We start from the raw sequence: 25,217 nt of genomic DNA on the forward strand, positions 1-25,217 counted from the left end.
GCGGGCCCCTTCCCTCTCCCCCGGGGGAGAGGGAGCTTGCGCTCAGAAGCGGTCGGCGCGCTGGCCGAGCAGGGTCACTTCGACGCGGCGGTTGAGGCGCATGCCGGCGGCGGTCGCGTTGGTCGCGACCGGCTGGCGCTCGCCGTGACCGACGACGCTGAAGCGTGCGCGGACGACGTCCATGTCGTCGAACGCCTGGCGGACGCTCGCCGCGCGGCGCTCGGACAGGTCCTGGTTGTGCGCATCGGACCCGCGCGAATCGGTGAATCCGTCGATCGCGACGCGTACACCCGGATTGCCGCGCAGATAGCGCGCGAGCGGGCGCAGTTTCTCGATCGCGCCGGGGCGCAGCACCGCGCTGTCGGTGCGGAACAGCACGTCCTCCTGAAGGGTCAGCGTCGCGCCGCGTGGCGTCTGGCGGAAGCCGTAGTTGCGCATCGCGCCGCGGTCCCAGGTCGTGGTGGTCTCGACCACAGTGGTGCCGCTGCCGCGGTCGCCGCGATAGCCTCCCGGGTCGCGGCCATAGGCGGCCCAGTCGAACCGGTCGCGACGCGGCCCGGCGATGCGGGCGAATTCGCGGTTGGCGTCGTCGGCTTCCTGCCGGTTGATCCGACCATCGCCGTTCGCGTCGAAATTGGGCATCACGAACGCACGGCCCCGCGCGGTATTGCGGAGTTCGGGGAACAGGATCGGCACGCCGGCACCCGCCAGCCGGTAGCCGGGGCGCGACCAGGGCGGGTTGCTCATGTCATAGCGCGCCTGCGCGAATGCCGGTGCGGTGGTTCCCGCGATCATGACCAGCCCGAATGCGGCGCGTGCGATAGTCGTCTTCATCATGTCTCTCCGTCGCCCCCGCTATGGACCGGGGCGCGATGGACCAGGATTTGCCCGCGCCCACTTGAACCCCTCGTGACGCGCATCGACAGCGCGCGTTCAGCCAGGCCCGACCGCGATCCGCGTCGCCTGCGCGTCGATCGCATCGAACAGTGCGTCCTCGGTGCCGGTCATCCACACCTGCCCGCGTCCCGCCAGCCGATCGAACAGCGCCGCACGCCGCGCCGGATCGAGATGCGCGGCGACCTCGTCGAGCAGCAGGACCGGGGGCTGGCCAGTCCGCTCGGCGACCAGCTCGGCATGCGCGAGGACGATGCCGAGCAGCAGCGCCTTCTGCTCGCCGGTCGAGGCGAGCGACGCGGCGCGTGCCTTGTCGTGGTGCGTGACGATCAGGTCGACACGGTGCGGCCCGACCAGGGTCCGCCCGGCAGCGGCATCGCGCGCGCGACCCTGCGAAAGCGTAACCGCGAGCGGCGCGGCATCGGCGGCCCAGCCGTCTAGCGCGAGCCCCGCCCGCGGAAATGCACCGTCCGTCTCGCCCGCCAGCCGCGCGCCGAGCAGATCGACCGTTTCCCGGCGCGCGGCATCGAGCGCGTCGCCATGGTCGGCCATCTGCGCCTCGAGTGCGGACAGCCAGTCGCCATCGGGACGGCCTTCGCCGCCGAGCAGCCGGTTGCGCGCGCGCATCGCCGCCTCGTAGCGCGCGGCATGATGCGCATGCCCGGGTGCAAGCGCGAGCGTCAGCCGGTCGAGAAAGCCGCGGCGTTCGCCCGCGGGGGCGACGAACAGCCGGTCCATCGCGGGGGTGAGCCACAGCACCGTCAGCCATTCGGCGAGCGTATTGGCGGTGGTGGTCGCACCCTGGACGCGGACGATGCGGCGCTCAGGCGCCGATGTCAGCGCGCCGGTCGCTATATCGACATCGCCGATGTGGCTACCGGCGTCGGCATGTTGGTCGCGTTCGGCCCCAGCTACGGAAGTCTCACCTCGCGCGGAGGGGCAGAGCGTTGCCGCGACGCCGAAACCGCCCGCACCGCCCTGCCGCGCCATCTCGCCGAGCGCCGCCCGGCGCAGCCCCCGGCCGGGGGCGAGCAGCGAAACCGCCTCGAGGATATTGGTCTTGCCCGCGCCGTTCGCACCGGTCAGCACCACGAACCCCGCCCCCGGCTGGAGCGTCAGGTCGGCATGATTGCGGAAATCGGTGAGGACGAGGCGCGACAGCATCGCACCGGCCTTAAAGGAGTTTTGCAGCCGAGTGCATCGCCCTTTTCCGTTCGCCCTGAGCGAAGTCGGCGATCGGTCTGGTCAGGACCGCCCGCGACAGGCCCGGTGCGCTGTCAGCCTTCGCGTCAGGCGGCGATCCGCTCGGGGACGGTGTCCGCCCCCGCCTTCTGCGCGCTCAGATAGGAGGCGAGCACGGGACCGAGTTCGCGCTGCGCGTGCAGATAGGCGACCGGCGTCGCGATCCCGAGCCGCGCGCGTGCCGCATCGAGCGGCTCGTGCAGCAGGGTCAGATAATCCTCGCCCGAAATCCACTTTGCCGTGCGGCCATTGCGATAGCCTTCCCAGACAGCCTTGGCGAACAAGGCGTTGCCGGTGACGCGGAGGCTCTTGAGCGCCGCCGCCGACCCGATCAGCGCCCAGCCGAGCCCGCCGACCTGTGCATAGCTGAACGCGACGAGCGCCGCCTCACCAAGACTCTCGTCCGCTTTGTAGCCGGTCAGCACGTGCCAGATGTCATGCGTGTCGCGCACCCGCCGGCCGAACCATGCATAGGGGTGCGCCAGATCGTCCTCGCTCGGCACCAGCCGCGACACCTCGACCAGTCCGTCCGCCGAATAGCCCGTCGTCTCCAGGAAATGGCGATAGGCCGCGCCGACCGTGCCGGGCGCAAAGCTCGCGACGAACGCCGGATCGGAGAAGCGCCGCGCCAGCTCGACCTGATCATAGGCGATCCGCCCGCCCCGCTCGGTCGCGATCAGCCGCGCATAGTTCATCGGCGCGTTGCCGACGTTCAGCGCGCGCATGATCCGGAACACCTGAGTCGTGTCGTCGCCATTGGCGAGGAGCTTCCGGATCGCATCCATCGCGGTCCGCCAGTCGCGACGACCGGTCGTACCGGGAAAGGGAGGAAGCTTCGCCATCGAGTCGACTCCTTGCTGACAATAATGTCAGTATCAGACCCGCTCGAGCCTTCAAACGAAAAAGGCCACCCCGCAGGATGGCCTTTCGATCGATCGCCAGCGTGCGCCGGTCAGACGCGCATCGGCATCAGCACGTAGAGCGCGGGCGACTTGTCGTTTTCGCGGATCAGCGTGGGCGCGGCGGCGTCGGCGAGGTGAACCTCGACCATGTCGCCGTCGATCTGCGCGAGGATGTCCATCAAATAGCGGCTGTTGAAGCCGATCTCGAACGGGAGCGCGACATAATCGCCGGGGACTTCCTCCGCGGCGGTGCCGTTTTCGGGCGAGGTCACCGACAGCGTGATCTTGTCGCGATCGAGCGCCATCTTGACCGCGCGGGTCTTTTCGGTGGCGATCGTCGACACGCGGTCGACGCCTTCCATGAAGCTCTTGGGGTCGATCTTGAGGATCTTGTCGTTGCCGGTCGGGATCACGCGGCTGTAATCGGGGAAGGTGCCGTCGATCAGCTTCGAGGTCAGGATCGCCTGGCCGAGGTCGAAGCGGATCTTGGTGGGCGACAGCGAGACGCCGACCGAGCCGTCGACCTCGTCGAGCAGTTTGCGGAGCTCGGCGATGCATTTGCGCGGCACGATCACGTCAGGCATCGATTCGGCGCCCTCGGGCCGCGGCAGCGTGACGCGCGCGAGGCGGTGACCGTCGGTCGCGGCGGCCTTCAGCACCGGGTTCGCGCTGTCGCCGTCCGCGACGTGGAGGAAAATGCCGTTGAGATAATAGCGCGTCTCTTCGGTCGAGATCGCAAAGCGCGTCTTGTCGATGATCTGCTTCAATGTCTCGGCGGGCAGTTCGAACTGGGTCGGCAGTTCGCCTTCCGCGATCACCGGGAAATCGTCGCGCGGCAGCGTGCCGAGCGAGAAGCGTGCGCGGCCCGCGATGATGCTCATCCGGCCTTCGGAGGCGGCGAGCTGGACCTGGCTGCCCTCGGGCAGTTTGCGCGCGATGTCGAACAGCGTGTGCGCGGACACGGTGGTCGCGCCGGGCTGATCGACCGCAGCTGCAATCGATTCGTTGATCTGGAGGTCCAGATCGGTCGCCATCAGCTTCAGCGTGCCCTCGGCCGTCGCCTCGATCAGCACGTTCGACAGGATGGGGATGGTGTTGCGCCGTTCCACCACGGACTGGACATGGCTCAGCCCCTTGAGGAGCGTTGCGCGTTCGATCGTCGCCTTCATCAAAATTCCCCCGGCCTCCACAGCCGGATTCGGGGCTGGGGGCAATCCGCAGATGGCTTACCCAACAATAAAGGGTCGGAGCAAGCGCCCCGACCCTTCTTTGATCACGGTAAACGTCGCGTTAAACCGCAATCAGAAGCGGAAGCCATAGCTGGCAACGACTTGGTGACGATCGGTGTCGACGTCGAATCGGCCGCTGGTGCCGCCGGTCGCATAGTCGATGTTGCTGCGCTCATAGTTCGAATAGCGATATTCGAGCTTGGCATAGCTGTTCGGGCCGACCGCATGCTCGGCACCCGCGCCGATCCGCCAGCCGTCGAGGTTGAAGTCGGTGTCGGTGGTCTGGTTGGTGTCGCCCGCCAGCACGTTCAGCTTGGCGTTGGTGTAGCCGCCCTTCGCATAGATCATGGTCGTCGGCGCGACGACATAGCCGACGCGACCACCGACATAGATGTCGCGGCCCTGCTTGACGCGACCGAAGCCGAAGTCGCTGGTATAGTCGTTGCGGTCGCTCTTCGCGGTCGAACCGGTCAGTTCGGCCTCGGCGCCGAGCACGATGTTGCTCGAGGTCGCGATGTCGTAGCCGATGCCGCCGCCGTACAGCAGGCCGTCGATCTTCTGGTCGTCGCGCCCGTTGTTGTTGGACACGCTGCTGCCGGCGCCGGTGTGGTCGTAGCCGAGCGTGGCCTCGACGCGCGGGCCGGTGAAGGTCGGGTTGGTCTGTGCCAGCGCGGGGGCGGCAACGGCGGTGGTCGCGAACAGCGATGCGGCGATAAGCTTACGCATTGGGATACTCCATTGATCTTCGTCACCCCCGAACGCGGGGTGGATGGCTCCAATGGACCAATCCGACAGGCGTTGCATGAACCCCAGATAAACACGGAAATCCGTTGCTTTTGCGCAACAGGGGGTTGAAATGCGGGCCATGATTCCAAGCCCTCGGCAACGTGCAGCGGACCTCGGTCCAACCGGCCAACCGCCCGTCAGGCTCGGCCGGGATTTCGTCGCACGGCACGGCGAAACCGTGTTCAACGCTGCGCACCGGTTGCAGGGCGATGCCGCGCACACGCCGCTGACGCGCGCCGGATTCGCGCAGGCCGACGAGCTCGGCCGTGCGCTGCGGGATCTGCTCGGGGCCAGGCCTGCGCTGACCCTGTGGGCGTCGCCGACCGGGCGTGCGCTGCAGACGCTGGCGGTGATCTGCGAGCATCTCGAGCTCGACTGGCACGATGCGCGCACCGACCCACGGCTGGTCGAGATCGACATGGGGTCGTGGGGCGGCCGCTATTATGCCGATGTCGTCGACGAGGTCGGGCCGGTGATGATGCCCGGCGGCACGCTGAAACCCGCACCCGACGGAGAGACCTATCCGCAGATCGCGGCGCGGGTCGGCGGCTGGCTGGCGGACACTGCGCAGGATCCGGGCGACCGGCTGGTGATCATGCACGGGATTTCGAGCCGGGTGATGCTGGGCGCGATGACGAGTGCGCCGGTCGATCCGATGCTCGGCACCGCGGTTGCGCCCGGCTTGCCGCAGGGGTCGGTGACGCTGGTCGAGCAGGGCCGCGCGACGGTTCCGCACCGCGGCACCGGCTTCGCCCCCGCGTGAGGCTGGCGGTCCTGCTGGCCTTCGCGGTCGCTGCACCGGCGACGGCGCGCGACACGATCGGGATCTACCGGGGATGGGGCGCGTTCCGCGACGCGGCGCCGCCGCGCTGCTACGCGATCGCGCGGCCGGTGATGGCGGGCGGACGCACGACGGGTTTCGCGACCATCGCGACCTGGCCGAAGCGCGGCCTGCGCGCCTCGCTGTACATCCGCCTCAGCCGCGAGCGCGATCGCTCCGCCGGGGTGACGCTGACGGTCGGCGAACGCCGGTTCGCGCTGGTCGCGAACGGGTTGGACGCGTGGGCGAGCGATGCCCCCAGCGACCGCGCGATCGTCGCCGCGCTGCGATCGGGGCGGAGCATGAGCGTCGAGGCGGTCGGCGTCGGCGGGCGGCCGTTCGCGGATGTCTATGCGCTGTCGGGCGCGGCGACGGCGATCGATGCCGCGGTGCTGGCGTGTCGCGGGGGATAAGAGCGCGCCCAACACCTGCGCCTCCCCGGCGGAGGCCGGGGCCCAGGTGGAAAGGTGGTCGTCACGACGGGCTGACCGTCCTTACCTCCGTCCCCCAACTGGGCCCCGGCCTTCGCCGGGGAGGTGCTATCATGTGGGGCCACGCGTGGTGTTCATGGCGGCAACTTTTCGCTCCACGCAGCCTGTAGAAAAATCGGCAAAATTCCGCTATGCGCCCGGCCATGCAGACCGCCGCGAACCTCATGCCCATCCCCGGGCACATCGATCCCGTGCCCGTTCCCCGCAGCTTCGTGCCGCGCAGCGACGGGCGTATCGACCTGCTCGGGCTGTCGCTCGCCGATCTGCGGATGGCGCTGGAGACGTCGCAGCTCGAGGAGAAACAGGCCAAGCTGCGCGCAAAACAGTTGTGGCACTGGATCTACAATCGCGGCGCGACCGAGTTTTCGGCGATGACCGACATCTCGAAGACGATGCACCCGTGGCTCGAGCAGCGCTTCGTCATCAGCCGGCCCAATGTGGTCGAGGCGCAGGTGTCGACCGACGGCACGCGCAAGTGGCTGCTGCGATCGGACGACGCGCAGGATTACGAGATGGTGTTCATCCCCGACGCGGATCGCGGCACCTTGTGCGTGTCGAGCCAGGTCGGCTGTACGCTCAACTGCACCTTCTGCCACACCGGCACGATGCGGCTGGTGCGCAACCTGACGCCCGCCGAGATCGTCGGCCAGGTGATGCTCGCGCGCGATTCGCTGGGCGAATGGCCGAGCCAGCCCGAGGGGCGCATGCTCACCAACATCGTGATGATGGGGATGGGCGAGCCGCTGTATAATTTCGAGAATGTCCGCGACGCGCTGAAGCTGGTGATGGACGGCGCGGGGCTCGCGCTCAGCCGCCGCCGGATCACGCTGTCGACCAGCGGCGTGGTGCCGATGATGGCGCGCGCGGGTGCTGAGATCGGCGTGAACCTCGCGGTGTCGCTCCACGCGGTGACCAAGGAGGTGCGCGACGAGATCGTGCCGCTCAACCGCAAATACGGCATCGAGGAACTGCTCCAGGCGTGTGCGGACTATCCCGGCACCAACAATGCGCGCCGCATCACGTTCGAGTACGTGATGCTGAAGGACAAGAATGATTCGGACGCCGACGCGCACGAACTCGTCCGGCTGCTGCGCAAATACGAGCTGCCCGCCAAGGTGAACCTGATCCCGTTCAACCCGTGGCCGGGTGCCGCCTATGAGTGCTCGACGCCCGAGCGGATCAAGTCCTTCTCGAGCATCGTGTTCGGGGCGGGCATCTCTGCGCCGGTGCGCACCCCGCGCGGTCGCGATATCGATGCGGCGTGCGGGCAGTTGAAGACCGCGTCGGAGAAGAAGAGCCGCGCGCAACTCGATCGCGAAGCCGCGCTTGCCTGATTTGGGTGTGGTGGCACTGGCGGCGGGTGCGGGGTTGCTGGGCGGCGCGATGAACGCGCTGGCGGGTGGCGGCAGTTTTGCGACGATGCCCGCGCTGATCGGGCTTGGCGTGCCGTCGACCTTCGCCAATGCGACGAGCAACGTCTCGCTCCAGCCCGGCGCGATGGCGAGCGCATGGACCTATCGGCACGGGCTTGAGCCGGTGTCGGGCGTCGGCATGCGGACGATGGCGGGGATCACCTTCGTCGGCGGGCTCGTCGGCAGCCTGTTGCTCGTCGCGACCTCGGCGCGCGCGTTCGACCTGATCGTGCCGTGGCTGCTGCTGTTCGCGACGCTGGCGATCGCGTTCGGCACGCAGGCGTCGCTCTGGCTGCGGTCGCGGGTCGAGATCGGACCGAAATCGCTCGTCGCTGTGCAGGCGATGCTGGGCGTCTATGGCGGCTATTTCGGCGGCGGGGTCGGCTTGATGCTGACCGCCGCCTGGGGGCTGTTGTCGGGCGCAACGCCCGCCATGCTTGCGGCACCGCGCACGCTGATGCTCGCGGTCGCCAATCTGGCGGCAACGATCATCTTCATCGCCACCGGCATGGTCTATTGGGCGCTGTGCATACCGATGCTCCTCGGCGGGATCGTCGGCGGGCATTTCGGCGCGAAGCTCGGGCTGGTGCTGCCCGCCAAGGTCATTCGGGTGTGGACGCTGCTGGTGACGATCGCGACGACGATCGTGTTCTTCTGGCGAGCGTATGGCTGAGAATTGTTTCCCCGCGAAAGCGGGGATCCAGTCTGGGCACCCGCCTTCGCGGGTGAACCAACCTCCTCAGGTCAGCCCGGTCGGCGCATCTTGAAGAGCGACTCCTCGGTGATCGCGAAATAATCCGCCGGGCCGCCGCCGCGCAGGATCGGTTCGCCGCGCGCGGTCTGGTACACGCCGTCGTCGAGCATCGCCGGGTCGATATGGATCGCAACCGCCTCGCCGAGCACCAGCCACTGGTCGAGTTCGCGCCCCTCCTTGGTTTCCAGCCGGACGATCTGCGTCACCTTGCATTCGAACTGCGCACGGCTCGCGGCGACGCGCGGCGGCTTCACGTGCAACGACGCGAGCGTCTCGAGCCCCGCGAGCGCGAATTCGTCGACGTCCGCTGCGACATTGGCCGCGGTCGCGTTCATCGCCTCGCCAAGATCGCGGCTGACGAGGTTCCAGACGAATTCGCCGGTCGCGGCGATGTTGGCGACGCTGTCCTTCCACCCCATCGACGAAAAGCCGATCAGCGGCGGGGTGTAGTTGAACAGGTTGAAGAAGCTGTAGGGCGCGAGATTGGGCACGCCGTCCGCCGACAGCGTGCTCACCCAGCCGATCGGGCGCGGCGCGACGATCGCGTTGAGCGGATCGTGCGGCAGGCGATGGCCGCTCGCCGGTTTGTAAGAATGCCATTCGGTCATACGCGTATCCCTGCTATGGTCGGAGCTTGTCGCCTAAAGCGAAGGCCAAGCATGAACGATCCCGCCCGCCCTATCGCCACTGCCCCTGTCACCGTCATCAAACGCCACCGGATCGCGACGCGGCTGTGGCACTGGATCACCGCGGTGGCGATGTTCATCATGATCGGCAGCGGGATCGGCATCTTGAAGGCGCATCCGCGATTCTACTGGGGCCGTTATGGTGCGAACTTCGATCAGGCGTGGACGACGCTCGACCAATGGCCGGGCTGGGTGGTGACGCTGATCAACCTGCTGACGATTCCGGCGAGCTACAACCTCGCCATTTCGCGCCGCTGGCACCTGTTCTTCGCGCTGGTCCTGTCGTTCGCGCTGCTCGGCTTCATGATCGTCAGCCTGTTCAACCGGCATTTCCAGCGCGACCTTCGCGTCCGAGCGGGCGAGCTTGCCCCGCGCGAGGTGGCGCATGACGTGCGCGAGCATCTGGCGCTGCGCTTCCACGATCCGAAGCGGCCGGCCGCGTACAACATCCTGCAGAAGCTGTCCTATGTCGCGACGATCTTCATCCTGCTGCCGGTGATGATCCTCACCGGGCTGGCGATGTCGCCGGCGATGGATGCCGCGTGGCCGTGGCTGCTCGACATTTTCGGCGGGCGGCAATCGGCGCGGTCGATCCACTTCATCGCGATGGTCGCGCTCGTGCTGTTCATCATCGCCCACCTCGCGCTCGTGATCCTGGCGGGCGCGTGGAACGAGGTGCGGTCGATGATCACCGGACGCTTTACCGTTCCGGGGCACGTCCCCGCGCATACCGGGGAGGACGCCGCATGAGCACCATCATCACCCGCCGCTCGCTGGTCGCCGGCGCGGCGGTCGGCGCCGGCGCGTTGCTCGCCGGGTGCGACAACATCATCCAGCATCCCGAGGCGCGCAAGATCCTGTTCATGGGCGAGGAGATGCAGCGCGGGCTGCAACGCGCGCTGACCGATCGCAACGCGCTCGTCCCCGAGTTCACCGCGGCGCAGATGTCGCCGATCTTCCGGTCGAACGGCACGCGCAACCCGGGCACCCCGGCCTATACCGAGCTGCTGGTGAACAACTTCGCGGACTATCGGTTGCGCGTCGGCGGGCTGGTCGACCGGCCGCTGTCGCTCTCGCTGCCGGAGCTCCGCCAGATGCCCGCGCGCGCGCAGATCACGCGGCACGACTGTGTCGAGGGCTGGTCGGCGATCGCCAAGTGGCAGGGCCCGAAGCTTGCCACGCTGTTGAAGGCCGCGGGGATCCGCGACACCGCGCGCTACATCGTCTTCACCTGCGCCGACCTGTACCGGGGCACGCCCTATTACGAGTCGATCGACCTGATCGACGCATTCCACCCACAGACGATCCTCGCCTGGGCGTTAAATGACCAGATTCTCGACGTCGCGCACGGCGCCCCCGTCCGGCTGCGCGTCGAACGCCAGCTTGGCTACAAACATGCCAAATATATCATGGCGATAGACGCCGTCGCCAGCCTGGCCGGGATCGGCAAGGGCAAGGGCGGCTATTGGGAAGATAACGTGGATTATGATTGGTATGCGGGAATCTGACGCCGCCCGGGGGGTGGCGCATTTCCGTACCAGTCATTAGCTAACGCGACATGGCCCTATTTGATCGCTTTCTCGCCCGGCAGGTAAAAACCGGCGAACTCACGCTGATCCACGCGGACGGTACCACCAAGCAGTTCGGCACGCCCGACCCTGCCTACAACCCCGTCACGATCCGCCTCACCGCCCCCGGTGTTGCGGGCGCGATCGTCCGCCACCCGGCGCTGGGTGCGGCCGAAGCGTTCATGGATGGCCGCCTGGTGATCGAGCGCGGCGACATCCGCGACCTCGTCAACCTGCTCAAGGGCAACAGCCCGTGGGAGCGCGGTGGCGGGCTCAATCCGTCGCTGCCGATCAAGCTGCTCGACAAGGTCGTCCACCGCGTCGACCGGGTGAACATGGCACGCCGGTCGAAGAAGAACGTCGCGCATCATTACGACCTGTCGGACCGGCTCTACGACCTGTTCCTCGACGCCGATCGCCAATATTCGTGTGCGTACTTCACCGATGCCGGCAACAGCCTGGAACAGGCGCAGGACGACAAGAAGGCGCATATCGCCGCCAAGCTCGCAATCCAGCCCGGCATGCGCGTACTCGACATCGGCTGCGGCTGGGGCGGCATGGCGCTGTACCTGCACGCCAAGACGGGCGCCGAGGTCCTGGGTGTCACGCTGAGCGAGGAACAGCTGAAGGTCGCACGGCGGCGTGCCGAGGAGGCCGGCGTCGCGGACAAGGTGAAGTTCGAGCTGATCGACTATCGCGCGCTGACGGGGACGTTCGACCGGATCGTGTCGGTCGGCATGTTCGAGCATGTCGGCCCGCCGCAGTACAAGACGTTCTTCCGCAAGTGCCGCGACCTGCTGAGCGCGGACGGGGTGATGCTGCTCCACACGATCGGCCGCATGGGCGGGCCCGGCGTGACCGACACCTTCACGACCAAGTACATCTTCCCCGGCGGCTACAACCCCGCGCTGTCGGAGATCGTCCGCGGCTATGAGGGGCTGAAGTTCTTCCCGACCGATATCGAGGTGCTGCGCGTCCATTACGCGCTGACGATCGACCATTGGTACGACCGGACGGTGGCGGCGAAGGACGCGATCGTCGCGCTGTATGACGAGCGCTTCTACCGGATGTGGACCTTCTACCTCGCGGGCGCGGCGGCGGCGTTCCGGACCGGGGGGATGGTCAATTACCAGATCCAGCTGTCGAAGAGCCGGATGACGCTGCCGCTGACGCGCGACTATATGATCGAGGGCGAACGGGCGTTGCGCGCGGGCTGGTTTCCCGCCGTTCGTCATTCCCGCGGAGGCGGGAATCCAGACTGGCAGGCTCCGGTGATGGAGCCGAAAAGCCAGCCGGTCTGGATCCCCGCCTCCGCGGGGATGACGACTTTACGGGGGGACTCCGTAGATGGATGACCGCCCTATAGGCGTGGCCTCAGCGGCTGCCCTGCATCTGTGATTTCGCGGCCGACCGCTCGTCGCCGCCGATCTTGCCGTCCTTGTTCGCGTCATATTTCGCAAAGGTCGCGGCGAGCAGTGCCTGTGCCTCGGGCTGCGTGACCTTGCCGTCCTTGTTGGTGTCGGCGCTGCTGAACCACAGCTCGGCAAGCCGCTTGGCGTGGACCGGATCCGGGCGCCCCGGCCCGACCTTCATCTGGCTGATCCCCGCCTGAACCTCGGCGCGCGTCAGGACGCCGTCCTTGTTGGTATCGCGCGCGGCGAATTCCGCCTTGAACTTGGCGGAAACGGAAGCGCGGGTCTCCTGCGCCAGCGCGGGCGTCGCGAGGCCGGCAAGGACGAACAGGGTAAGCGTTTGACGTAGCACGGTCGGGACACTCCAAATGATCTGGGGGCGCACGTAGCGCGGGTTGGTTGTACGCGCCATGAATGCGGCGGGTTGCATGCTCCGGTTGCATGCAGGGCGTCCAGCGCATAGGGGCGCGGGCATTGGATATTGCCCAAAGGATCTTGCCCGTGACCGATCAGATCAACCGCGCCGCCGGCGACGCCGGCATCAATCGGGTCGTCCTCGCCTATTCGGGCGGCCTCGACACCAGCGTGATCCTGAAATGGCTCCAGCAGACCTACAACTGCGAAGTCGTCACCTTCACCGCGGATCTGGGCCAGGGCGAGGAACTCGAGCCCGCACGCGCCAAGGCCGAGATGATGGGCGTCAAGCCCGAGCACATCTTCGTCGACGATCTGCGCGAGGAATTCGTGCGCGATTACGTGTTCCCGATGATGCGGTCGAACGCGCTGTACGAAGGGCTGTACCTGCTCGGCACGTCGATCGCGCGCCCGCTGATCGCCAAGCGCCAGATCGAGATCGCCCGGATGGTCGGCGCCGACGCGGTCAGCCACGGAGCGACCGGCAAGGGCAACGACCAGGTCCGCTTCGAGCTCGGCTATTATGCGCTGTCGCCCGACATCAAGGTGATTGCACCGTGGCGCGAATGGGACCTGACCAGCCGCACCAGGCTGATCGAGTTCGCCGAACAGCACCAGATCCCGGTCAGCAAGGACAAGCGCGGCGAGGCACCCTTCTCGACCGATGCGAACATGCTCCACACCTCGTCCGAGGGGCTCGTGCTCGAGAATCCGTGGGACGAGGTGCCGGACTATGTCTATTCGCGCACGGTGAACCCCGAGGACGCGCCCGACGTCCCCGAGTACATCACGATCGATTTCGAGCGTGGCGACGGCGTCGCGATCAACGGCGAGGGGATGAGCCCGGCGACCCTGCTGTCGACGCTCAACGACTATGGCCGTCGTCACGGGATCGGCCGTCTCGACCTGGTCGAGAACCGCTTCGTCGGGATGAAGAGCCGCGGCATGTACGAGACGCCGGGCGGGACCATCTATCACCTCGCGCATCGCGGCATCGAGCAGCTGACGCTCGATCGCGGCGCGGCGCATCTGAAGGACGAGCTCGCGCCGCGCTATGCCGAGCTGCTGTACAACGGCTTCTGGTTCTCGCCCGAGCGCGAGATGCTACAGGCAGCGATCGATCACAGCCAGGAAAAGGTCTCGGGCACCGTCCGGCTGAAGCTCTACAAGGGCGGCGTGTATGTGGTCGGCCGCAAGTCGCCCAACTCGCTCTATTCGGAAAAGGTCGTGACGTTCGAGGACGATCAGGGCGCCTATGACCAGCGCGACGCGGCGGGCTTCATCAAGCTGAACGCACTGCGCCTGCGCCTGCTGGGCCGCCGCGACCAGGTGTGAGCGATACCGGCTCCCGTCCCCCGACACTCGGGGGCCGGGAGGCCTAGCGGTGTATTCCGTCGCAATGCGGCGCGGTCGGCGCTTGTCGAATGCCCCCCTGCGGCGCTAGGCGTCGAGGGATGGCGCGGGGGACAACAACGGAACTTCACTGGTGGCAGACGCGCACGTTCGTCGCGTGCGTCGCGCTGGCATCGATTATCCCGCTGCTGTGGCCGGAGGTGCCGCCGCTGGTCGATCTGCCGGGGCATATGGGGCGCTACCGCGTCCAGCTCGCGATCGGCGACAATCCCTGGCTCAGCCAATGGTATGACTTCCGCTGGCAGCTGATCGGCAATCTCGGCATCGACCTGTTGATCGTGCCGCTCGCGCCGATCTTCGGGTTGCAGCTCGCGGTGAAGCTGATCGTCATGGCGATCCCTGCGCTCACCGTCACCGGGCTGCTGTGGATTGCGCGCGAGGTGCATGGCCGGATCCCGGCGACCGCGCTGTTCGCGCTGCCGCTCGCCTATAGCTATCCGTTCCAGTTCGGCTTCGTGAACTTCGCGCTGGCGATGGCGCTCGCGCTCAACATGTTCGCGCTGTGGCTCCGCCTCGGGCGGCTCGAGCGGCTGCGGCTGCGCACGATCCTGTTCGTGCCCGGATCCTGCCTGCTCTGGCTGTGCCATACCTTCGGCTGGGGCGTGCTCGGCGTGCTCGCCTTCTCCGCCGAGCTGATCCGCCAGCACGACATCCGCAAGACCGGGGTGCGCGGCGAAGGCGCGATCAAGGGCTGGATCGGCGCGTTCATCCGCGCCGGGCTAAGCTGCGTCCCGCTGGCGCTGCCGATGGTGATGATGGTGCTGTGGCGGTCGGGCGACCACGTCACCGGCAAGACGCAGGACTGGTTCAACTGGCGCTGGAAGATGAACTGGATCACGATGGTCCTGCGCGATCGCTGGATGGCGTTCGACATCGCGTCGGTCACCGTGCTGTTCGTGATCCTGTTCCGCGGCGTGCGCGACCAGACGATCGAATATTCGCGCAACCTCGCGCTGTCCGCGCTGTTCCTGGCTTTGGTCTATATCCTGTTGCCGCGCATCGTATTCGGCTCGGCCTATGCCGACATGCGGCTCGCGCCGTTCATGCTGGCGTTCGCGATCATCGCGCTGCGCCCGCGCAACCGCCTGTCGCTGCGAGGCGCCGCAACGCTGGCGGTACTGGGGTTCAGCTTCTTCGCGGTCCGGCTGGCGGGCACCACGATCAGCTTCCTGATCTATGACCGCAGCTACGACCAGGCGATCGCGGCGATCGACACCGTGCCCGAGCGGGCGCGCGTGGTCTCGTTCGTCGGACGGCGCTGTCGCGACGACTGGGCCTATTCGCGGCTCGAGCATGTCCCGGCGCTGCTGCTCGAGCGGCGGCTGGCCTTCACCAACGACCAGTGGTCGATGGCGGGCGGACAGCTGATGACGACGCGCTATCCGATCGCGCGCGGCTTCGCGCATGATCCGTCCGAGATCGTTACGGATATCCGCTGTCGTGGCCAGTTCTGGCGGCCGATCGCGATGGCGCTGGAGCATTTCCCGCGCGACGCGTTCGATTATGTATGGCTGATCCATCCGCCGGCGTTCGACCCCGCGCTGATCCGCGACCTGACCCCGATCCGCCGCGACGGCACCAGCGTGCTGTACAAGGTCAACCGGTCGGCGGTTCCGCCCGCCGAAACGGAGTAAGCTCGCCGAGATACTCGCGGTCGGAGGCGACCGCCTCGCGTTCGCGGACGAGAAAGTCGGCGATCGCGCGGCGGAAGCCCGGATCCGGGATGTAATGCGCCGAATAGGTCGCGACCGGCGCATAGCCGCGCGCAAGCTTGTGTTCGCCCTGTGCGCCCGCCTCGACCGTCGTCAGCCCGCGCGCGATCGCCGCATCGATCGCCTGATAATAGCAGAGCTCGAAATGGAGGAACGGCACCTCCTCGGTCGCGCCCCAATAGCGGCCGTAGAGCGTGTCCGCACCGATCAGGTTGAGCGCCCCCGCGATCGGCACGCCGTCACGCTCGGCGAGGATCAGCAGCACCCGGTCGCCCATCGTCTGACCGATCCGATCGAAAAAGGCGCGCGTCAGATAAGGCTGGCCCCATTTGCGGCTGCCCGTGTCCTGGTAGAAGACCCAGAACGCGTCCCAGTGCGCGGGCGTGATCTCCGCGCCCGTCAGGTGGCGGATCGTCAGTCCCTCGACCGCGGCGGCGCGCTCCTTGCGGATCGCCTTGCGCTTGCGGCTGGCGAGCGCGGCGAGGAAATCGTCGAAGCTCGCATAGCCGTCATTGGTCCAGTGGAACTGCGTGCCCTGACGGATCAGCCATCCGGCGGCCTCGAACAGCGCGACCTCGGCTGGAGCGATGAAGGTCGCATGCGCGGAGGACAGACCGCTCTGATCGGTCACCGCCTCGAGCGCGGCGATCAGCGCGGGCGCGACCGCCGGGTCGCGCAGGAGCAGCCGTGGGCCGGGTACCGGGCTGAACGGCGCGGCAATCTGCAATTTGGGGTAATACTGCCCCCCTGCCCGCTCCCACGCATCGGCCCAGCCCTGGTCGAAGACATATTCGCCCTGGCTGTGGCTCTTGGCATAAGCGGGCGCGATGCCGGCCGGCCTGCCGTCGTCGCCATCGACGACCACCGGCAGCGCCTGCCACCCCGATCGTCCACCGACGCTTCTGGACGCCTCGAGCGCGGCGAGGAAGGCGTGGCCGACGAACGGATTCGCGTCGCCGGCGCAGGCGTCCCAGTCCTCCGCCGCGATCGAGGTAACGCCTTGGGCGATGCGGGCGGTGATGGCTGTCATGCGCTCCTAAAATAGGCGCGCAGGCGTCAGGCTCAAGCGGCTGGGCTCAAGCGGCCGAGACCTGGACGATCGCATCGATCTCGACCGCGGCACCCAGCGGCAGCACGGGAACGCCGACGGCCGAGCGGGCATGCTTGCCGGCCTCGCCGAACAGCTGGACCATCAGGTCGGATGCGCCGTTCGCGACCTTGGGCTGATCGGTGAAGTCGCCGTGCGAATTGACGAACACGCCGAGCTTCACGATCCGCTCGACGCGGCCGAGCGAGCCGAGCGCCGCCTTCATCTGCGCGACCAGCATCAGCGCGCAGCGCTGCGCCGCGTCCTGCCCGTCCTCGAGCGACACGCCGTCGCCGAGGCGGCCGGTGACGATCTGGCCATCCTTGAACGGCAGCTGGCCGGAGATGTGGAGCAGCCCGTTCGCCTCGACGGCGGGAACATAGGATGCGACGGGGGCGGCGGCCTGCGGCAGCGTCAGGCCAAGCTCTTCGAGCTTGCGGTCGATACGATCGGTCATGTGCGCGGTCTCACCACAGCCACGGGGGGCGGGTCAAGCGTCCGCGGGCACCCCGGCGGCGAACCGCGCGGCGATCCAGGCCTGCGCCTCGCGCCAGTCGTCGATCCGGGCATGCGCGGCGGGCGCCCTGGGCACCGCCCCCGCCAGCGTCGGCTCGGACACCATGTGCAGCCGGTGGACGCCCGGCGCATGCCGCGCGACCGATTCGTGATGCACCGCAAGGTCGTCGACGAACACCGTGACGGGGTTGCCATATTCGGCGACCAGCCGCGCGACGGGGTCGCCCTTGCCGCCCTGGTTGCACTCGACACGGTGGGCGATGTCGAACGCGGCGAGCTGCTCGATCCGCGGCAGGCGACATTCGTCCTGCAAATTGGTCAGGATCACGATGTCCGCGATCTCGGCGAGCGTCGCGAGCGCCTCGCGGGCATGCGGCACCAAAGTCTGGCGGTGCATCTCTGCAGGAAAGAACCCGCCGAGCAGTGCCCACATGTCCTCGCGCGTGGGCGCGGGCCCGCCGTCGCGGCGCGTCATGCTGTTGGCGAAATCGCCGTGGCCAATCTCGAAATCGATATCATGCGCCTCGTCGAGCCAGGTGCCGAAATGCTTGACCATGTGGAGCAGCACTTCGTCGCAATCGCTGATCAGCAGCGGCTTCATGCCTCGAACCCCGGATCGAGCGTCATCCGCGCGCGGACCAGCGCCTCGGGCCTGATGCCGAGCGTTTCGGCGCAGGCGACAAGATCGGGTTCGTGCGATTCGAGGAAACCGAGTACCGCCGCGAGCACGGCGGGCTCCCCTGCCCGCGTGCGCAGGTCGGCAGGGTCGAGTCCGGTCACCGACAACAGGCGCATCGCTCGGTCCGGCTCGCTCAGCGTCCATACCAGGGCTTGCAGCGCCAGGGCCTCAGCGTCTTCATTTGTAACGGCGCCGCGCATTGCCTATTGTCATCCTTCTTGAAACGAATGGTGGCTCGCGTGGCAAAGAAGGTGCTCGTTGTCGAGGACAACGAACTCAACCTGAAACTATTCTGCGACCTTTTGCGGGCGCATGATTACCTTGCCGAACCTGTACGCGACGGGCGCGAGGCGGTGGTGCGGGCGCGCGAATTCGCCCCCGACCTGATCATCATGGATATCCAGATGCCGCACGTCACCGGCTATGAGATCATCCTCGAGCTCAAGGCCGACGACGTGCTCAGCACGATCCCGGTGATGGCGGTCACCGCCTATGCAGGTCGCGAGGACGAGGACCGGATCCGTGCCGCGGGCGCGGACGCCTATATCTCGAAGCCGATCAGCCTCGCCCGCTTCATGGAAGCGGTGCGCGCGTTCGTCTGAGCGAACCGCGAGACCCGCCGCGCAGGAACGCCAAAGGCCGCGAGTATCGCTACCCGCGGCCTTGCGATCGCATCGTAAACGCGCGACGGCATCGCCGCCGCGTCGACTTACTTGATCTTGGCTTCCTTGAACTCGACATGCTTGCGCACGACGGGATCATACTTGCTGAACGAGAGCTTCTCGGTCTTCGTGCGGGGATTCTTCTTGGTGACGTAGAAGAAGCCGGTGTCCGCGGTGCTGACGAGCTTGATCTTGACGGTAGTCGGCTTGGCCATGAGCCCAATCCTTAAGGCTGAAAATGCTAGGGCGGCAGCACGCATGCCACCGCCCGATCTGTCGCGGCGCATGGCGCATGCTGCCGGCCAAGTCAACCATATCACCCCATATTCGCCCCGGAATCCCGCATCGCAGGGTGTTTAACCCCATCTTTATCGGCATGGGCGCATGATGCATCCCATAAGAAAGACAGGAGGCGGGATCATGGGGCAGGTTGCCGAGCGAGTCGCGGAATTCCAGGATCTGGCACTGGTAAAGGCCGAGCTTGCGGCCCGGATCGCCGCGATCGACGTCCGCGCGCCCTATACCCGCGCGACCGATCTCGCGCCCGATATCGACGCGATCCGCCTGATCGCGCATCGCAACGGCATGAACCCCGCGGTGACCGTCACGCATTTCATCGATTCGGCGCTGTCGCGCGGCGAACATGGTGCGCTCGTCCATGGCTGGCTGATGACGCTGAGCGACGCGATCTACAGCGAGCGGCAGGACGTCCAGGCCTGCCATGTCTTTGCCGCCGCCTGTTCGGTGCGGCTCGCGGGATGACCCGCGCGTGACGCGTTAGCGATGGACGCGCTGATGGCGGCGCTCGTCGCCGCCGCGCTGGCGCAGGTCGGCGATCGGACCGCGTGGCTCGCCGCGATCCTGTCCGATCGGTATCGCAAGCCCCGGCTGGTCATCCTCGCGGCGGCGCTCGCGCTGCTGCTCGCTGGCAGCCTGGCGGTCGCGGGCGGGATCGCGGTCGCGCCGTTGCTGACCCCCAATGCGCGCCAGCTGATGCTGGCGCTGGCGCTGATCCTCCAGGGCGGCGGTGCGCTCCTGCCGGTCAAGGCACCCGATCCGCTGCGCGGGTGGCGGACCGGCGCGGTTGCCACCACGATGCTCGGGCTGTTCATCCTCGCGTTCGGCGACGGCATACAGTTCATCGTGGCCGCCCTCGCGCTTCGCAGCGCGGTGCCGATGCTGGCGGCGGTCGGCGCGACGATCGGATCGCTGGTGGTGATCGTCCCCGCGGCGATGATGGGTGAAGCCGCGTGGCGCCGATGGCCGCTAGCCCGACTGCGCACCGGCATCGGGCTGATATTCGTGATCCTGGGGGTCATTCTGGGCCTGAGCGCTGCGCGATTGATCTAGCGGGGCGATCACTCAGATGAGGAATGGCGCATGCGCAGCGGGAGCATTTCGGCTATCGCTTCGTTGATGCAACGATCCACAGACATTCCCATGCATGGAGTTTTCGATGCCCGCCACCAACCCCGCACTCGACACGCCCACGGATCTCGTCAGCAACAGCACGAAGACAGTTGCCGAAGCGCTCAATGCCTCGCTCGCCGATTGCTATGCCTTGTATCTGAAGACCAAGAACTTTCACTGGCACATGTCGGGTCCGCATTTCCGTGACTATCATCTGTTGCTTGATGACCAGGCGGCACAGATCCTGGGCGTGACCGATGCCATCGCCGAGCGCGTCCGCAAGACCGGCAACACGACGTTGCGGTCGATCGGTGACATTTCGCGCCGTCAGAGCATCCCGGACAATGACAAGGATTTCGTCGGACCGACCGAAATGCTCGCCGAACTGCGCGAAGACAATCTGAAGCTCGTCGAACAGTTCCGGATCGTCAAGGACGCCGCCGACGAGGCCAAGGACAATGCCACCAGCGGCATCGTCGACGAGTGGACCGATCAGGCCGAGGAACGCGCCTGGTTCCTGTTCGAAGCCAGCCGCAAGGCCTGAACCCCGGCGCCCGTCCCGCCCGTGTCGGAACCGACATGGGCGGGACGGGTTCTGTCAGGAACAGGAGAATGCCCATGTTGAAGCTCGCCATCACCTTCTTGATCATCGGCCTCGTGCTGGCCCTGCTCGGATTTGGCGGCGTCGGCGGGGCGTTTATCGGCATCGCCAAGGTGCTGTTCTTCATCGCGATCGCGCTGTTCGTGATCTTCCTGGTGCTCGGTCTGCTGGCTGGCAAGGGGATCAAGAACGCGATCGACTGACGCGACGAGATCGCATCGGCTCGCGCCGATGCCAAGATAAGGCTCTCGCCGGTAACGGCGGGGGCCTTTTTGATGTAGCGCCCGCAGCGACGTGGACGCCGGCCCGGAGCCGAGTGCCGGGCGGCGCGTTGTCGGATGATGCATGCTTTCGCCGCGCTCCTCGATGCCCTCACCTATACGCGGTCGCGCAATGCGAAGCTGAAGCTGATCGGCGATTATCTGCGCGTTACGCCGGACCCCGATCGCGGCTGGGCGATGGCGGCGCTGACCGGCGACCTTGATCTGCCGGGCGTCAAATCGGCGGTCATCCGCGGGTTGATCGAGGACCGGGTCGATCCGGTCCTCTTCCGGATGAGCCGCGATTATGTCGGCGATACCGCCGAGACCGTCGCCCTGCTGTGGCCCGAGCCCGAGCCCTTGGGCCCGGATCCAGTGCCGCCCGAACCGCTGTCGATCTCGCAGGTGGTCGACCGGCTGATGACGCTGTCGCGCGCCGAGGCGCCGGCGGCGCTAGCCGCGATGCTCGATCGCTCGGATGCGGAGGAGCGCTTCGCCCTGCTCAAGATGGCGACCGGCGGGCTGCGGATCGGCGTTTCGTCGCGCCTGGCGAAGACCGCGCTGGCGGATGCCTTCGGGCTCGACGTCGATGCGGTCGAGGAGGTCTGGCATGGCCTGGCAGCCCCCTATCCGACGCTGTTCGCCTGGGCGGAGGGGCATGGCGCGCAACCGACACCCGCCAACGTCCCCGTCTTCCGTCCCTTCATGCTCGCCCATGGTCTGGAGGATCTGCGCGTCGACCTCGCCGACTATGCGGCGGAGTGGAAATGGGACGGGATCCGCGTGCAGATCGTCCATGTCGCGGGCGAAACGCGACTCTACAGCCGGACCGGCGACGACGTGACCGCAAGCTTTCCCGAGATCGCCGCCGCCTTCGTCACGCCGGGGACGGTCGACGGCGAGCTGCTGGTCAAGGGCGAGCATCAGGGCGGCACGCTGGAGGAGGGCGGCGGGGCAGCCAGCTTCAACGCGCTGCAGCAGCGGCTGGGGCGCAAGACCGTGTCGGCGAAGATGCTGGCCGAGTATCCGGCCTTTGTCCGCCTCTATGACCTGTTGATCGATGGCGACGAGGATCTGCGCGCACTGCCCTGGACCGAGCGACGCGCGCGGCTCGAGGCGTTCGTGCCGCAGCTCGATGCCGAGCGGTTCGACCTGAGCCAGGTCATCGATGCGGCGGATTTCACCGCGCTCGAGGCGGTGCGCGCGGGTGCGCGCGACTCGGCGATCGAGGGCGTGATGCTCAAGCGCCGCGACTCGCCCTATGTCGGCGGGCGCCGCGTCGGGCTGTGGTATAAATGGAAGCGCGACCCGCTCACCGCGGATTGCGTGATGATGTACGCGCAGCGCGGCAGCGGCCGGCGGTCCTCTTATTATTCGGACTATACCTTTGGCTGCTGGACCGAAGAGGGCGAGCTGCTGCCGGTCGGCAAGGCCTATTCGGGGATCACCGACGAGGAGCTGCGGATGCTCGATTCGTTCGTCCGCAAGAACACGCTCAACCGGTTCGGGCCGGTGCGCGAGGTCGCCAAGACGATGGTGCTCGAAATCGCGTTCGACGCGCTGCAGGAGTCGAAGCGGCACAAGTCGGGGATTGCGATGCGCTTCCCAAGGATCGCGCGGATCCGGACGGACAAGCCCGCGGCCGAGGCCGACCGGATCGACACGCTCCGCCGAATGATCCCCGCGCCCTAGCCGTTGATCCGGATCTCGAACAGCGTCGGCCAGAGCTTGCCGGTGACGAACAGCCGCTTTTTCGCGGCATCCCAGGCGATGCCGTTGAGGACCGCGTCGCGGTCGCGGGCGCCGATCTCGGCGACCAGCGGACGCAGGTCGATGATCGCGGTGACGCGGCCCGTGCCGGGGGCGATGCGGACGAGATATCCCGTCTGCCAGACATTGGCGAGGATCGCGCCATCGACATATTCGAGTTCGTTGAGCTGCGTCAGCGGACGTCCGTCGATCGTCACGCCGATCCGGCGACGCTCGGCCAATGTCCTGGGATCGCGCAGGATCAACGACGCGCTGCCGTCGGACTGGATCAGGCCGTCCCTGTCGCTCGTCAGGCCCCAGCCCTCGCCCGCATAGCGGTTGGTGCCGGTCGGCTTGAGCGTGCGGGCGTCCCAGCGGTGCGCGATGCCGTCATGCCAGGTCAGACTGATCAGCTCGTTCTTCCACAGCCCGAGCCCCTCGCCGAACTGTGCCGGATCGATCCGGCGGCGCGCGACGATACGACCATCGAGAGTGACGCGGCGGACATCGGACTGCCCCTCCTTGCCTGTGCTCTCGTAGAGCGCGCCGTCGTGCCACAACAGGCCTTCGGTGAATGCCGTCGCATCGTGCGGATAGCGGGCCACGATGCTGACCGACAGGATCGGCACGGCTGGCGCGGGCGCAGGAGCGGCCAATGTGCGCGTGGCGGGCTGGGGCGCCGTTGCGCCCTGCGCCAGAACGGCAACGGCCGGCCCCGCAAGTGCGAGACCGGCCGCTATCAGGCTATGTCCGATCGTCATGCTGGTTCGAAAAACCCCGATGACCGGACGGACGGGATTAGCCGCCTGCGCTCAGGTTGACCGCTGCATACTTGCCGCGACGATCGACTTCGAGCTCGAACTCGAGCTTGTCGCCCTCGTTCAGCGTGGCCATGCCGGCACGCTCGACCGCCGAGATGTGCACGAACGCGTCAGGCTGGCCATCATCGCGCTGAATGAAGCCGAAGCCCTTCATCGCATTGAAGAACTTGACCGTACCCGTTGCCTTCTCACCGGTCAGCTGGCGCTGCGGGGCGCCGCCTGCACCACGATCGGCACCGCCACGGGGTGCACCCGGGCCGGCATCGCGATCACGCGGCGGACCACGATCGGTCACGGCCATCGGCTCGCCATCGATCTTGAGATCGGTTGCCGAGATGCGGCCACCGCGATCGACGAGCGTGAAGCCGAGCGGCTGACCCTCGGCGAGAGCGACCATGCCGGCCTGCTCGACTGCGCTGATGTGCACGAACACGTCCTCGCCGCCGTCATCGCGAACGACGAAGCCGAAGCCCTTCTGTGCGTTGAAGAACTTTACGACGCCGGTGCCTTCACCAACGACCTGGGGGGGCATACCGCGCCCGGCGCCACCGCCGCCGCCGCCGCCACTGAAGCCGCCGCCACCGCCGCCGCCGCGGTAACCACCGCCGCCGCCGCCGCCGAAGCGATCACCGCCGCCACCGAAGCTGCTGCCGCCGCCGTAGCTGCTGCCACCGCCACCATAGCTGCTGCCGCCGCCGCCGAACCGGTCACCGCCGCCGCCGAAGCTGCTGCCGCCGCCGAAATCGTCGCTGCCGCCGCCGAAGCTGTCGCGCTTGTCGCGGCCACGCCCGCCACGGTTCCCGCGGCCACCTTTATCGAAACCCATAAGCCCTGATCGTCTTCCCGGTTCGCCCGCAAAATCTCTCCAAAAGCCGGCGTGTCCGGACGACGAACGCGGGCCCTCGGGCGCGAAACCTTTTGCGCCTTGGGGAAGGGCATAGCGCAAAAATCAAGCTATCGCGAACAGAATCTTGTCCGCTTGCTCCATTGGCGATGATCGCGGCAAAAGCATGGCGCACCCGCGTCATCGCGGAGGACCATTGAGCAAGGCGCCCCCGACCGCTAGGGCCACCGCATGACAGTGTATCTTCATGAAGGCGACATCCCGTCCGGGATCTTCGCACCGGGCGCCTCGATCGCCGTCGACACCGAGACCATGGGCCTCATCACGCCGCGCGACCGGCTCTGCGTCGTGCAGCTGTCGGATGGTGGCGCGGATGAACATCTCGTCCGGTTCGCGGCCGACAGCGACTATGCAGCGCCCAACCTCAAGGCGCTGCTCGCGGATCCGGAGCGGCTGAAACTCTACCATTTCGGACGATTCGATATCGCCGCGGTCCAGCATTATCTCGGCGTCGTCGCGGCGCCGGCCTATTGCACCAAGATCGCGTCGCGACTGGTCCGGACCTATACCGACCGCCACGGCCTCAAGGAGCTGGTCCGCGAACTGCTGGGCCAGGACGTGTCGAAGCAGCAGCAATCCTCCGACTGGGGGAGCCCGCATCTCAGCGAGGCGCAGAAGGACTATGCCGCGTCCGACGTCCGCTTCCTGCACCGGATGAAGGAAGAGCTCGACAAGCGGCTGATTCGCGAAGGCCGCATGGAGCTCGCGCAGAAATGCTTCGACTTCCTGCCGACCCGCGCCGCGCTCGATCTCGCCGGATGGCCCGAGATCGACATCTTCGCGCACGCCTGAC

30 protein-coding genes are annotated in these 25,217 nt (G+C 67.2%); 16 read left to right on the forward strand and 14 right to left on the reverse strand.

Going from position 1 to position 25,217, the window contains the following annotated elements; all coding sequences use genetic code 11:
• Positions 1–42 precede the first annotated feature (42 nt).
• The 5 genes from IFT71_RS10385 to IFT71_RS10405 all read right to left on the reverse strand — a co-directional run bounded on the left by IFT71_RS10385 (position 43) and on the right by IFT71_RS10405 (position 4,993).
• A complete protein-coding gene (locus tag IFT71_RS10385; RefSeq protein ID WP_192140686.1) occupies positions 43–837 on the reverse strand; it encodes an OmpA family protein in 795 nt (264 codons plus the stop codon).
• A gap of 96 nt (positions 838–933) precedes the next feature.
• Positions 934–2,058 carry a DNA replication/repair protein RecF gene (recF, locus tag IFT71_RS10390; RefSeq protein WP_192140687.1) on the reverse strand — a complete coding sequence of 375 codons (1,125 nt, stop codon included), beginning with the start codon at positions 2,056–2,058 and terminating at the stop codon, positions 934–936.
• 125 nt (positions 2,059–2,183) lie between these two features.
• Complete coding sequence (locus IFT71_RS10395) at positions 2,184–2,978, reverse strand: Coq4 family protein (RefSeq protein ID WP_192140688.1); 795 nt, start codon at positions 2,976–2,978, stop codon at positions 2,184–2,186.
• Between the two features lie 110 nt (positions 2,979–3,088).
• Entirely contained in the window at positions 3,089–4,207 is a 1,119-nt protein-coding gene (dnaN, locus tag IFT71_RS10400) for a DNA polymerase III subunit beta (RefSeq protein ID WP_031395114.1), read from the reverse strand.
• Positions 4,208–4,339: 132 nt separating this feature from the next.
• A complete protein-coding gene (locus IFT71_RS10405) occupies positions 4,340–4,993 on the reverse strand; it encodes an outer membrane protein (RefSeq protein WP_031439125.1) in 654 nt (217 codons plus the stop codon).
• 139 nt (positions 4,994–5,132) lie between these two features.
• On the opposite strand from IFT71_RS10405, the gene IFT71_RS10410 reads away from it, so the two are divergent.
• From IFT71_RS10410 to IFT71_RS10425, 4 genes are all read left to right on the forward strand, one after another.
• Entirely contained in the window at positions 5,133–5,816 is a 684-nt protein-coding gene (locus IFT71_RS10410; protein WP_192140690.1) for a histidine phosphatase family protein, read from the forward strand.
• Positions 5,813–6,286, forward strand: coding sequence for an invasion associated locus B family protein (locus tag IFT71_RS10415; RefSeq protein ID WP_192098019.1), 474 nt, complete (start codon positions 5,813–5,815; stop codon positions 6,284–6,286). Before IFT71_RS10410 ends, IFT71_RS10415 begins: the two co-directional genes overlap by 4 nt.
• A gap of 221 nt (positions 6,287–6,507) precedes the next feature.
• Positions 6,508–7,698, forward strand: coding sequence for a 23S rRNA (adenine(2503)-C(2))-methyltransferase RlmN (rlmN, locus tag IFT71_RS10420; protein ID WP_042466312.1), 1,191 nt, complete (start codon positions 6,508–6,510; stop codon positions 7,696–7,698).
• A complete protein-coding gene (locus tag IFT71_RS10425; protein ID WP_037530331.1) occupies positions 7,691–8,449 on the forward strand; it encodes a sulfite exporter TauE/SafE family protein in 759 nt (252 codons plus the stop codon). Before rlmN ends, IFT71_RS10425 begins: the two co-directional genes overlap by 8 nt.
• Before the next feature lie 71 nt (positions 8,450–8,520).
• On the opposite strand, the gene IFT71_RS10430 is transcribed toward IFT71_RS10425, so the two are convergent.
• Complete coding sequence (locus IFT71_RS10430; protein WP_192140692.1) at positions 8,521–9,138, reverse strand: flavin reductase family protein; 618 nt, start codon at positions 9,136–9,138, stop codon at positions 8,521–8,523.
• Between the two features lie 51 nt (positions 9,139–9,189).
• On the opposite strand from IFT71_RS10430, the gene IFT71_RS10435 reads away from it, so the two are divergent.
• Genes IFT71_RS10435 through IFT71_RS10445 form a run of 3 tightly spaced genes read left to right on the forward strand, consistent with a single transcriptional unit; the run spans position 9,190 to position 12,139 of the window.
• Positions 9,190–9,966, forward strand: a complete 777-nt coding sequence (locus tag IFT71_RS10435) for a cytochrome b/b6 domain-containing protein (RefSeq protein ID WP_031396583.1) — start codon at positions 9,190–9,192, stop codon at positions 9,964–9,966.
• Positions 9,963–10,724 carry a molybdopterin-dependent oxidoreductase gene (locus IFT71_RS10440; RefSeq protein ID WP_192140693.1) on the forward strand — a complete coding sequence of 254 codons (762 nt, stop codon included), beginning with the start codon at positions 9,963–9,965 and terminating at the stop codon, positions 10,722–10,724. The genes IFT71_RS10435 and IFT71_RS10440 overlap by 4 nt, the downstream gene beginning before the upstream one ends.
• 50 nt (positions 10,725–10,774) lie before the next feature.
• Complete coding sequence (locus tag IFT71_RS10445) at positions 10,775–12,139, forward strand: SAM-dependent methyltransferase (protein WP_192140695.1); 1,365 nt, start codon at positions 10,775–10,777, stop codon at positions 12,137–12,139.
• Between the two features lie 19 nt (positions 12,140–12,158).
• Here IFT71_RS10445 and IFT71_RS21850 read toward each other — a convergent pair whose 3' ends face one another.
• The gene (locus tag IFT71_RS21850) at positions 12,159–12,548 is read right to left on the reverse strand and encodes an EF-hand domain-containing protein (protein ID WP_031396586.1); all 390 of its coding nucleotides are present in this window, start codon (positions 12,546–12,548) and stop codon (positions 12,159–12,161) included.
• Positions 12,549–12,697: 149 nt separating this feature from the next.
• On the opposite strand from IFT71_RS21850, the gene IFT71_RS10455 reads away from it, so the two are divergent.
• Positions 12,698–13,945, forward strand: a complete 1,248-nt coding sequence (locus IFT71_RS10455; protein ID WP_234387459.1) for an argininosuccinate synthase — start codon at positions 12,698–12,700, stop codon at positions 13,943–13,945.
• Positions 13,946–14,064: 119 nt separating this feature from the next.
• On the forward strand, positions 14,065–15,657 hold the full coding sequence (locus IFT71_RS10460) for a hypothetical protein (protein WP_192069434.1): 1,593 nt from the start codon (positions 14,065–14,067) through the stop codon (positions 15,655–15,657).
• Here IFT71_RS10460 and IFT71_RS10465 read toward each other — a convergent pair.
• From IFT71_RS10465 to IFT71_RS10480, 4 genes are read right to left on the reverse strand one after another with little or no spacing between them, the layout of a single operon-like run.
• Complete coding sequence (locus tag IFT71_RS10465; protein ID WP_192140697.1) at positions 15,620–16,765, reverse strand: GNAT family N-acetyltransferase; 1,146 nt, start codon at positions 16,763–16,765, stop codon at positions 15,620–15,622. The genes IFT71_RS10460 and IFT71_RS10465 overlap by 38 nt on opposite strands.
• A gap of 46 nt (positions 16,766–16,811) precedes the next feature.
• Entirely contained in the window at positions 16,812–17,279 is a 468-nt protein-coding gene (locus IFT71_RS10470) for a RidA family protein (protein ID WP_031396590.1), read from the reverse strand.
• Between the two features lie 33 nt (positions 17,280–17,312).
• A complete protein-coding gene (locus IFT71_RS10475; RefSeq protein ID WP_056406780.1) occupies positions 17,313–17,939 on the reverse strand; it encodes a hypothetical protein in 627 nt (208 codons plus the stop codon).
• Positions 17,936–18,217 carry a DUF3572 domain-containing protein gene (locus tag IFT71_RS10480; protein WP_031395281.1) on the reverse strand — a complete coding sequence of 94 codons (282 nt, stop codon included), beginning with the start codon at positions 18,215–18,217 and terminating at the stop codon, positions 17,936–17,938. The genes IFT71_RS10475 and IFT71_RS10480 overlap by 4 nt, the downstream gene beginning before the upstream one ends.
• Before the next feature lie 39 nt (positions 18,218–18,256).
• Between IFT71_RS10480 and IFT71_RS10485 the strand changes: the two genes are divergently transcribed.
• Positions 18,257–18,619 (forward strand): response regulator, encoded by a 363-nt coding sequence (locus IFT71_RS10485; protein WP_056675138.1) that lies wholly within the window; start codon positions 18,257–18,259, stop codon positions 18,617–18,619.
• 107 nt (positions 18,620–18,726) lie between these two features.
• On the opposite strand, the gene rpmG is transcribed toward IFT71_RS10485, so the two are convergent.
• On the reverse strand, positions 18,727–18,894 hold the full coding sequence (gene rpmG / locus IFT71_RS10490; protein ID WP_017977469.1) for a 50S ribosomal protein L33: 168 nt from the start codon (positions 18,892–18,894) through the stop codon (positions 18,727–18,729).
• A gap of 205 nt (positions 18,895–19,099) precedes the next feature.
• On the opposite strand from rpmG, the gene IFT71_RS10495 reads away from it, so the two are divergent.
• The 5 genes from IFT71_RS10495 (at position 19,100) to IFT71_RS10515 (ending at position 22,642) form a co-directional block, all read left to right on the forward strand.
• A complete protein-coding gene (locus IFT71_RS10495; protein ID WP_042466204.1) occupies positions 19,100–19,441 on the forward strand; it encodes a hypothetical protein in 342 nt (113 codons plus the stop codon).
• A gap of 21 nt (positions 19,442–19,462) precedes the next feature.
• On the forward strand, positions 19,463–20,029 hold the full coding sequence (locus tag IFT71_RS10500) for a TMEM165/GDT1 family protein (protein WP_183936047.1): 567 nt from the start codon (positions 19,463–19,465) through the stop codon (positions 20,027–20,029).
• A 106-nt stretch (positions 20,030–20,135) separates the two neighbouring features.
• Positions 20,136–20,633: a Dps family protein gene (locus IFT71_RS10505; RefSeq protein WP_031395539.1), complete on the forward strand. Its 498-nt coding sequence runs from the start codon at positions 20,136–20,138 to the stop codon at positions 20,631–20,633.
• 74 nt (positions 20,634–20,707) lie between these two features.
• Positions 20,708–20,893, forward strand: coding sequence for a DUF1328 domain-containing protein (locus tag IFT71_RS10510; protein WP_031395540.1), 186 nt, complete (start codon positions 20,708–20,710; stop codon positions 20,891–20,893).
• Between the two features lie 138 nt (positions 20,894–21,031).
• Positions 21,032–22,642 carry a cisplatin damage response ATP-dependent DNA ligase gene (locus IFT71_RS10515; protein WP_192141242.1) on the forward strand — a complete coding sequence of 537 codons (1,611 nt, stop codon included), beginning with the start codon at positions 21,032–21,034 and terminating at the stop codon, positions 22,640–22,642.
• On the opposite strand, the gene IFT71_RS10520 is transcribed toward IFT71_RS10515, so the two are convergent.
• The gene (locus IFT71_RS10520; protein WP_192007902.1) at positions 22,639–23,460 is read right to left on the reverse strand and encodes a glutaminyl-peptide cyclotransferase; all 822 of its coding nucleotides are present in this window, start codon (positions 23,458–23,460) and stop codon (positions 22,639–22,641) included. The two genes, IFT71_RS10515 and IFT71_RS10520, sit on opposite strands and share 4 nt — an antisense overlap.
• Before the next feature lie 37 nt (positions 23,461–23,497).
• Complete coding sequence (locus IFT71_RS21705) at positions 23,498–24,346, reverse strand: cold-shock protein (protein WP_192140699.1); 849 nt, start codon at positions 24,344–24,346, stop codon at positions 23,498–23,500.
• A 249-nt stretch (positions 24,347–24,595) separates the two neighbouring features.
• On the opposite strand from IFT71_RS21705, the gene IFT71_RS10530 reads away from it, so the two are divergent.
• Positions 24,596–25,216 carry a ribonuclease D gene (locus IFT71_RS10530; protein ID WP_166746487.1) on the forward strand — a complete coding sequence of 207 codons (621 nt, stop codon included), beginning with the start codon at positions 24,596–24,598 and terminating at the stop codon, positions 25,214–25,216.
• Position 25,217: the final 1 nt, after the last annotated feature.

Source organism: Sphingomonas sp. CFBP 13733 (assembly GCF_014841795.1).
Lineage (GTDB): Bacteria > Pseudomonadota > Alphaproteobacteria > Sphingomonadales > Sphingomonadaceae > Sphingomonas > Sphingomonas aerolata.

Coding starts and splice junctions, on each gene's coding strand:
- IFT71_RS10470 (WP_031396590.1), bottom strand. CDS start 17,279: ATGACCGATCGTATCGACCGCAAGCTCGAAGAGCTTGGCCTGACGCTG.
- recF (WP_192140687.1), bottom strand. CDS start 2,058: ATGCTGTCGCGCCTCGTCCTCACCGATTTCCGCAATCATGCCGACCTG.
- IFT71_RS10435 (WP_031396583.1), top strand. CDS start 9,190: ATGAACGATCCCGCCCGCCCTATCGCCACTGCCCCTGTCACCGTCATC.
- IFT71_RS10530 (WP_166746487.1), top strand. CDS start 24,596: ATGACAGTGTATCTTCATGAAGGCGACATCCCGTCCGGGATCTTCGCA.
- IFT71_RS10510 (WP_031395540.1), top strand. CDS start 20,708: ATGTTGAAGCTCGCCATCACCTTCTTGATCATCGGCCTCGTGCTGGCC.
- IFT71_RS10475 (WP_056406780.1), bottom strand. CDS start 17,939: ATGAAGCCGCTGCTGATCAGCGATTGCGACGAAGTGCTGCTCCACATG.
- IFT71_RS10505 (WP_031395539.1), top strand. CDS start 20,136: ATGCCCGCCACCAACCCCGCACTCGACACGCCCACGGATCTCGTCAGC.
- IFT71_RS21705 (WP_192140699.1), bottom strand. CDS start 24,346: ATGGGTTTCGATAAAGGTGGCCGCGGGAACCGTGGCGGGCGTGGCCGC.
- IFT71_RS10520 (WP_192007902.1), bottom strand. CDS start 23,460: ATGACGATCGGACATAGCCTGATAGCGGCCGGTCTCGCACTTGCGGGG.
- IFT71_RS10445 (WP_192140695.1), top strand. CDS start 10,775: ATGGCCCTATTTGATCGCTTTCTCGCCCGGCAGGTAAAAACCGGCGAA.
- IFT71_RS10385 (WP_192140686.1), bottom strand. CDS start 837: ATGATGAAGACGACTATCGCACGCGCCGCATTCGGGCTGGTCATGATC.
- IFT71_RS10430 (WP_192140692.1), bottom strand. CDS start 9,138: ATGACCGAATGGCATTCTTACAAACCGGCGAGCGGCCATCGCCTGCCG.
- IFT71_RS10395 (WP_192140688.1), bottom strand. CDS start 2,978: ATGGCGAAGCTTCCTCCCTTTCCCGGTACGACCGGTCGTCGCGACTGG.
- IFT71_RS10500 (WP_183936047.1), top strand. CDS start 19,463: ATGGACGCGCTGATGGCGGCGCTCGTCGCCGCCGCGCTGGCGCAGGTC.
- IFT71_RS10465 (WP_192140697.1), bottom strand. CDS start 16,765: ATGACAGCCATCACCGCCCGCATCGCCCAAGGCGTTACCTCGATCGCG.
- rlmN (WP_042466312.1), top strand. CDS start 6,508: ATGCAGACCGCCGCGAACCTCATGCCCATCCCCGGGCACATCGATCCC.
- IFT71_RS10515 (WP_192141242.1), top strand. CDS start 21,032: ATGCATGCTTTCGCCGCGCTCCTCGATGCCCTCACCTATACGCGGTCG.
- IFT71_RS10480 (WP_031395281.1), bottom strand. CDS start 18,217: ATGCGCGGCGCCGTTACAAATGAAGACGCTGAGGCCCTGGCGCTGCAA.
- IFT71_RS10410 (WP_192140690.1), top strand. CDS start 5,133: ATGATTCCAAGCCCTCGGCAACGTGCAGCGGACCTCGGTCCAACCGGC.
- IFT71_RS10440 (WP_192140693.1), top strand. CDS start 9,963: ATGAGCACCATCATCACCCGCCGCTCGCTGGTCGCCGGCGCGGCGGTC.
- IFT71_RS10460 (WP_192069434.1), top strand. CDS start 14,065: ATGGCGCGGGGGACAACAACGGAACTTCACTGGTGGCAGACGCGCACG.
- IFT71_RS10405 (WP_031439125.1), bottom strand. CDS start 4,993: ATGCGTAAGCTTATCGCCGCATCGCTGTTCGCGACCACCGCCGTTGCC.
- IFT71_RS10495 (WP_042466204.1), top strand. CDS start 19,100: ATGGGGCAGGTTGCCGAGCGAGTCGCGGAATTCCAGGATCTGGCACTG.
- rpmG (WP_017977469.1), bottom strand. CDS start 18,894: ATGGCCAAGCCGACTACCGTCAAGATCAAGCTCGTCAGCACCGCGGAC.
- dnaN (WP_031395114.1), bottom strand. CDS start 4,207: ATGAAGGCGACGATCGAACGCGCAACGCTCCTCAAGGGGCTGAGCCAT.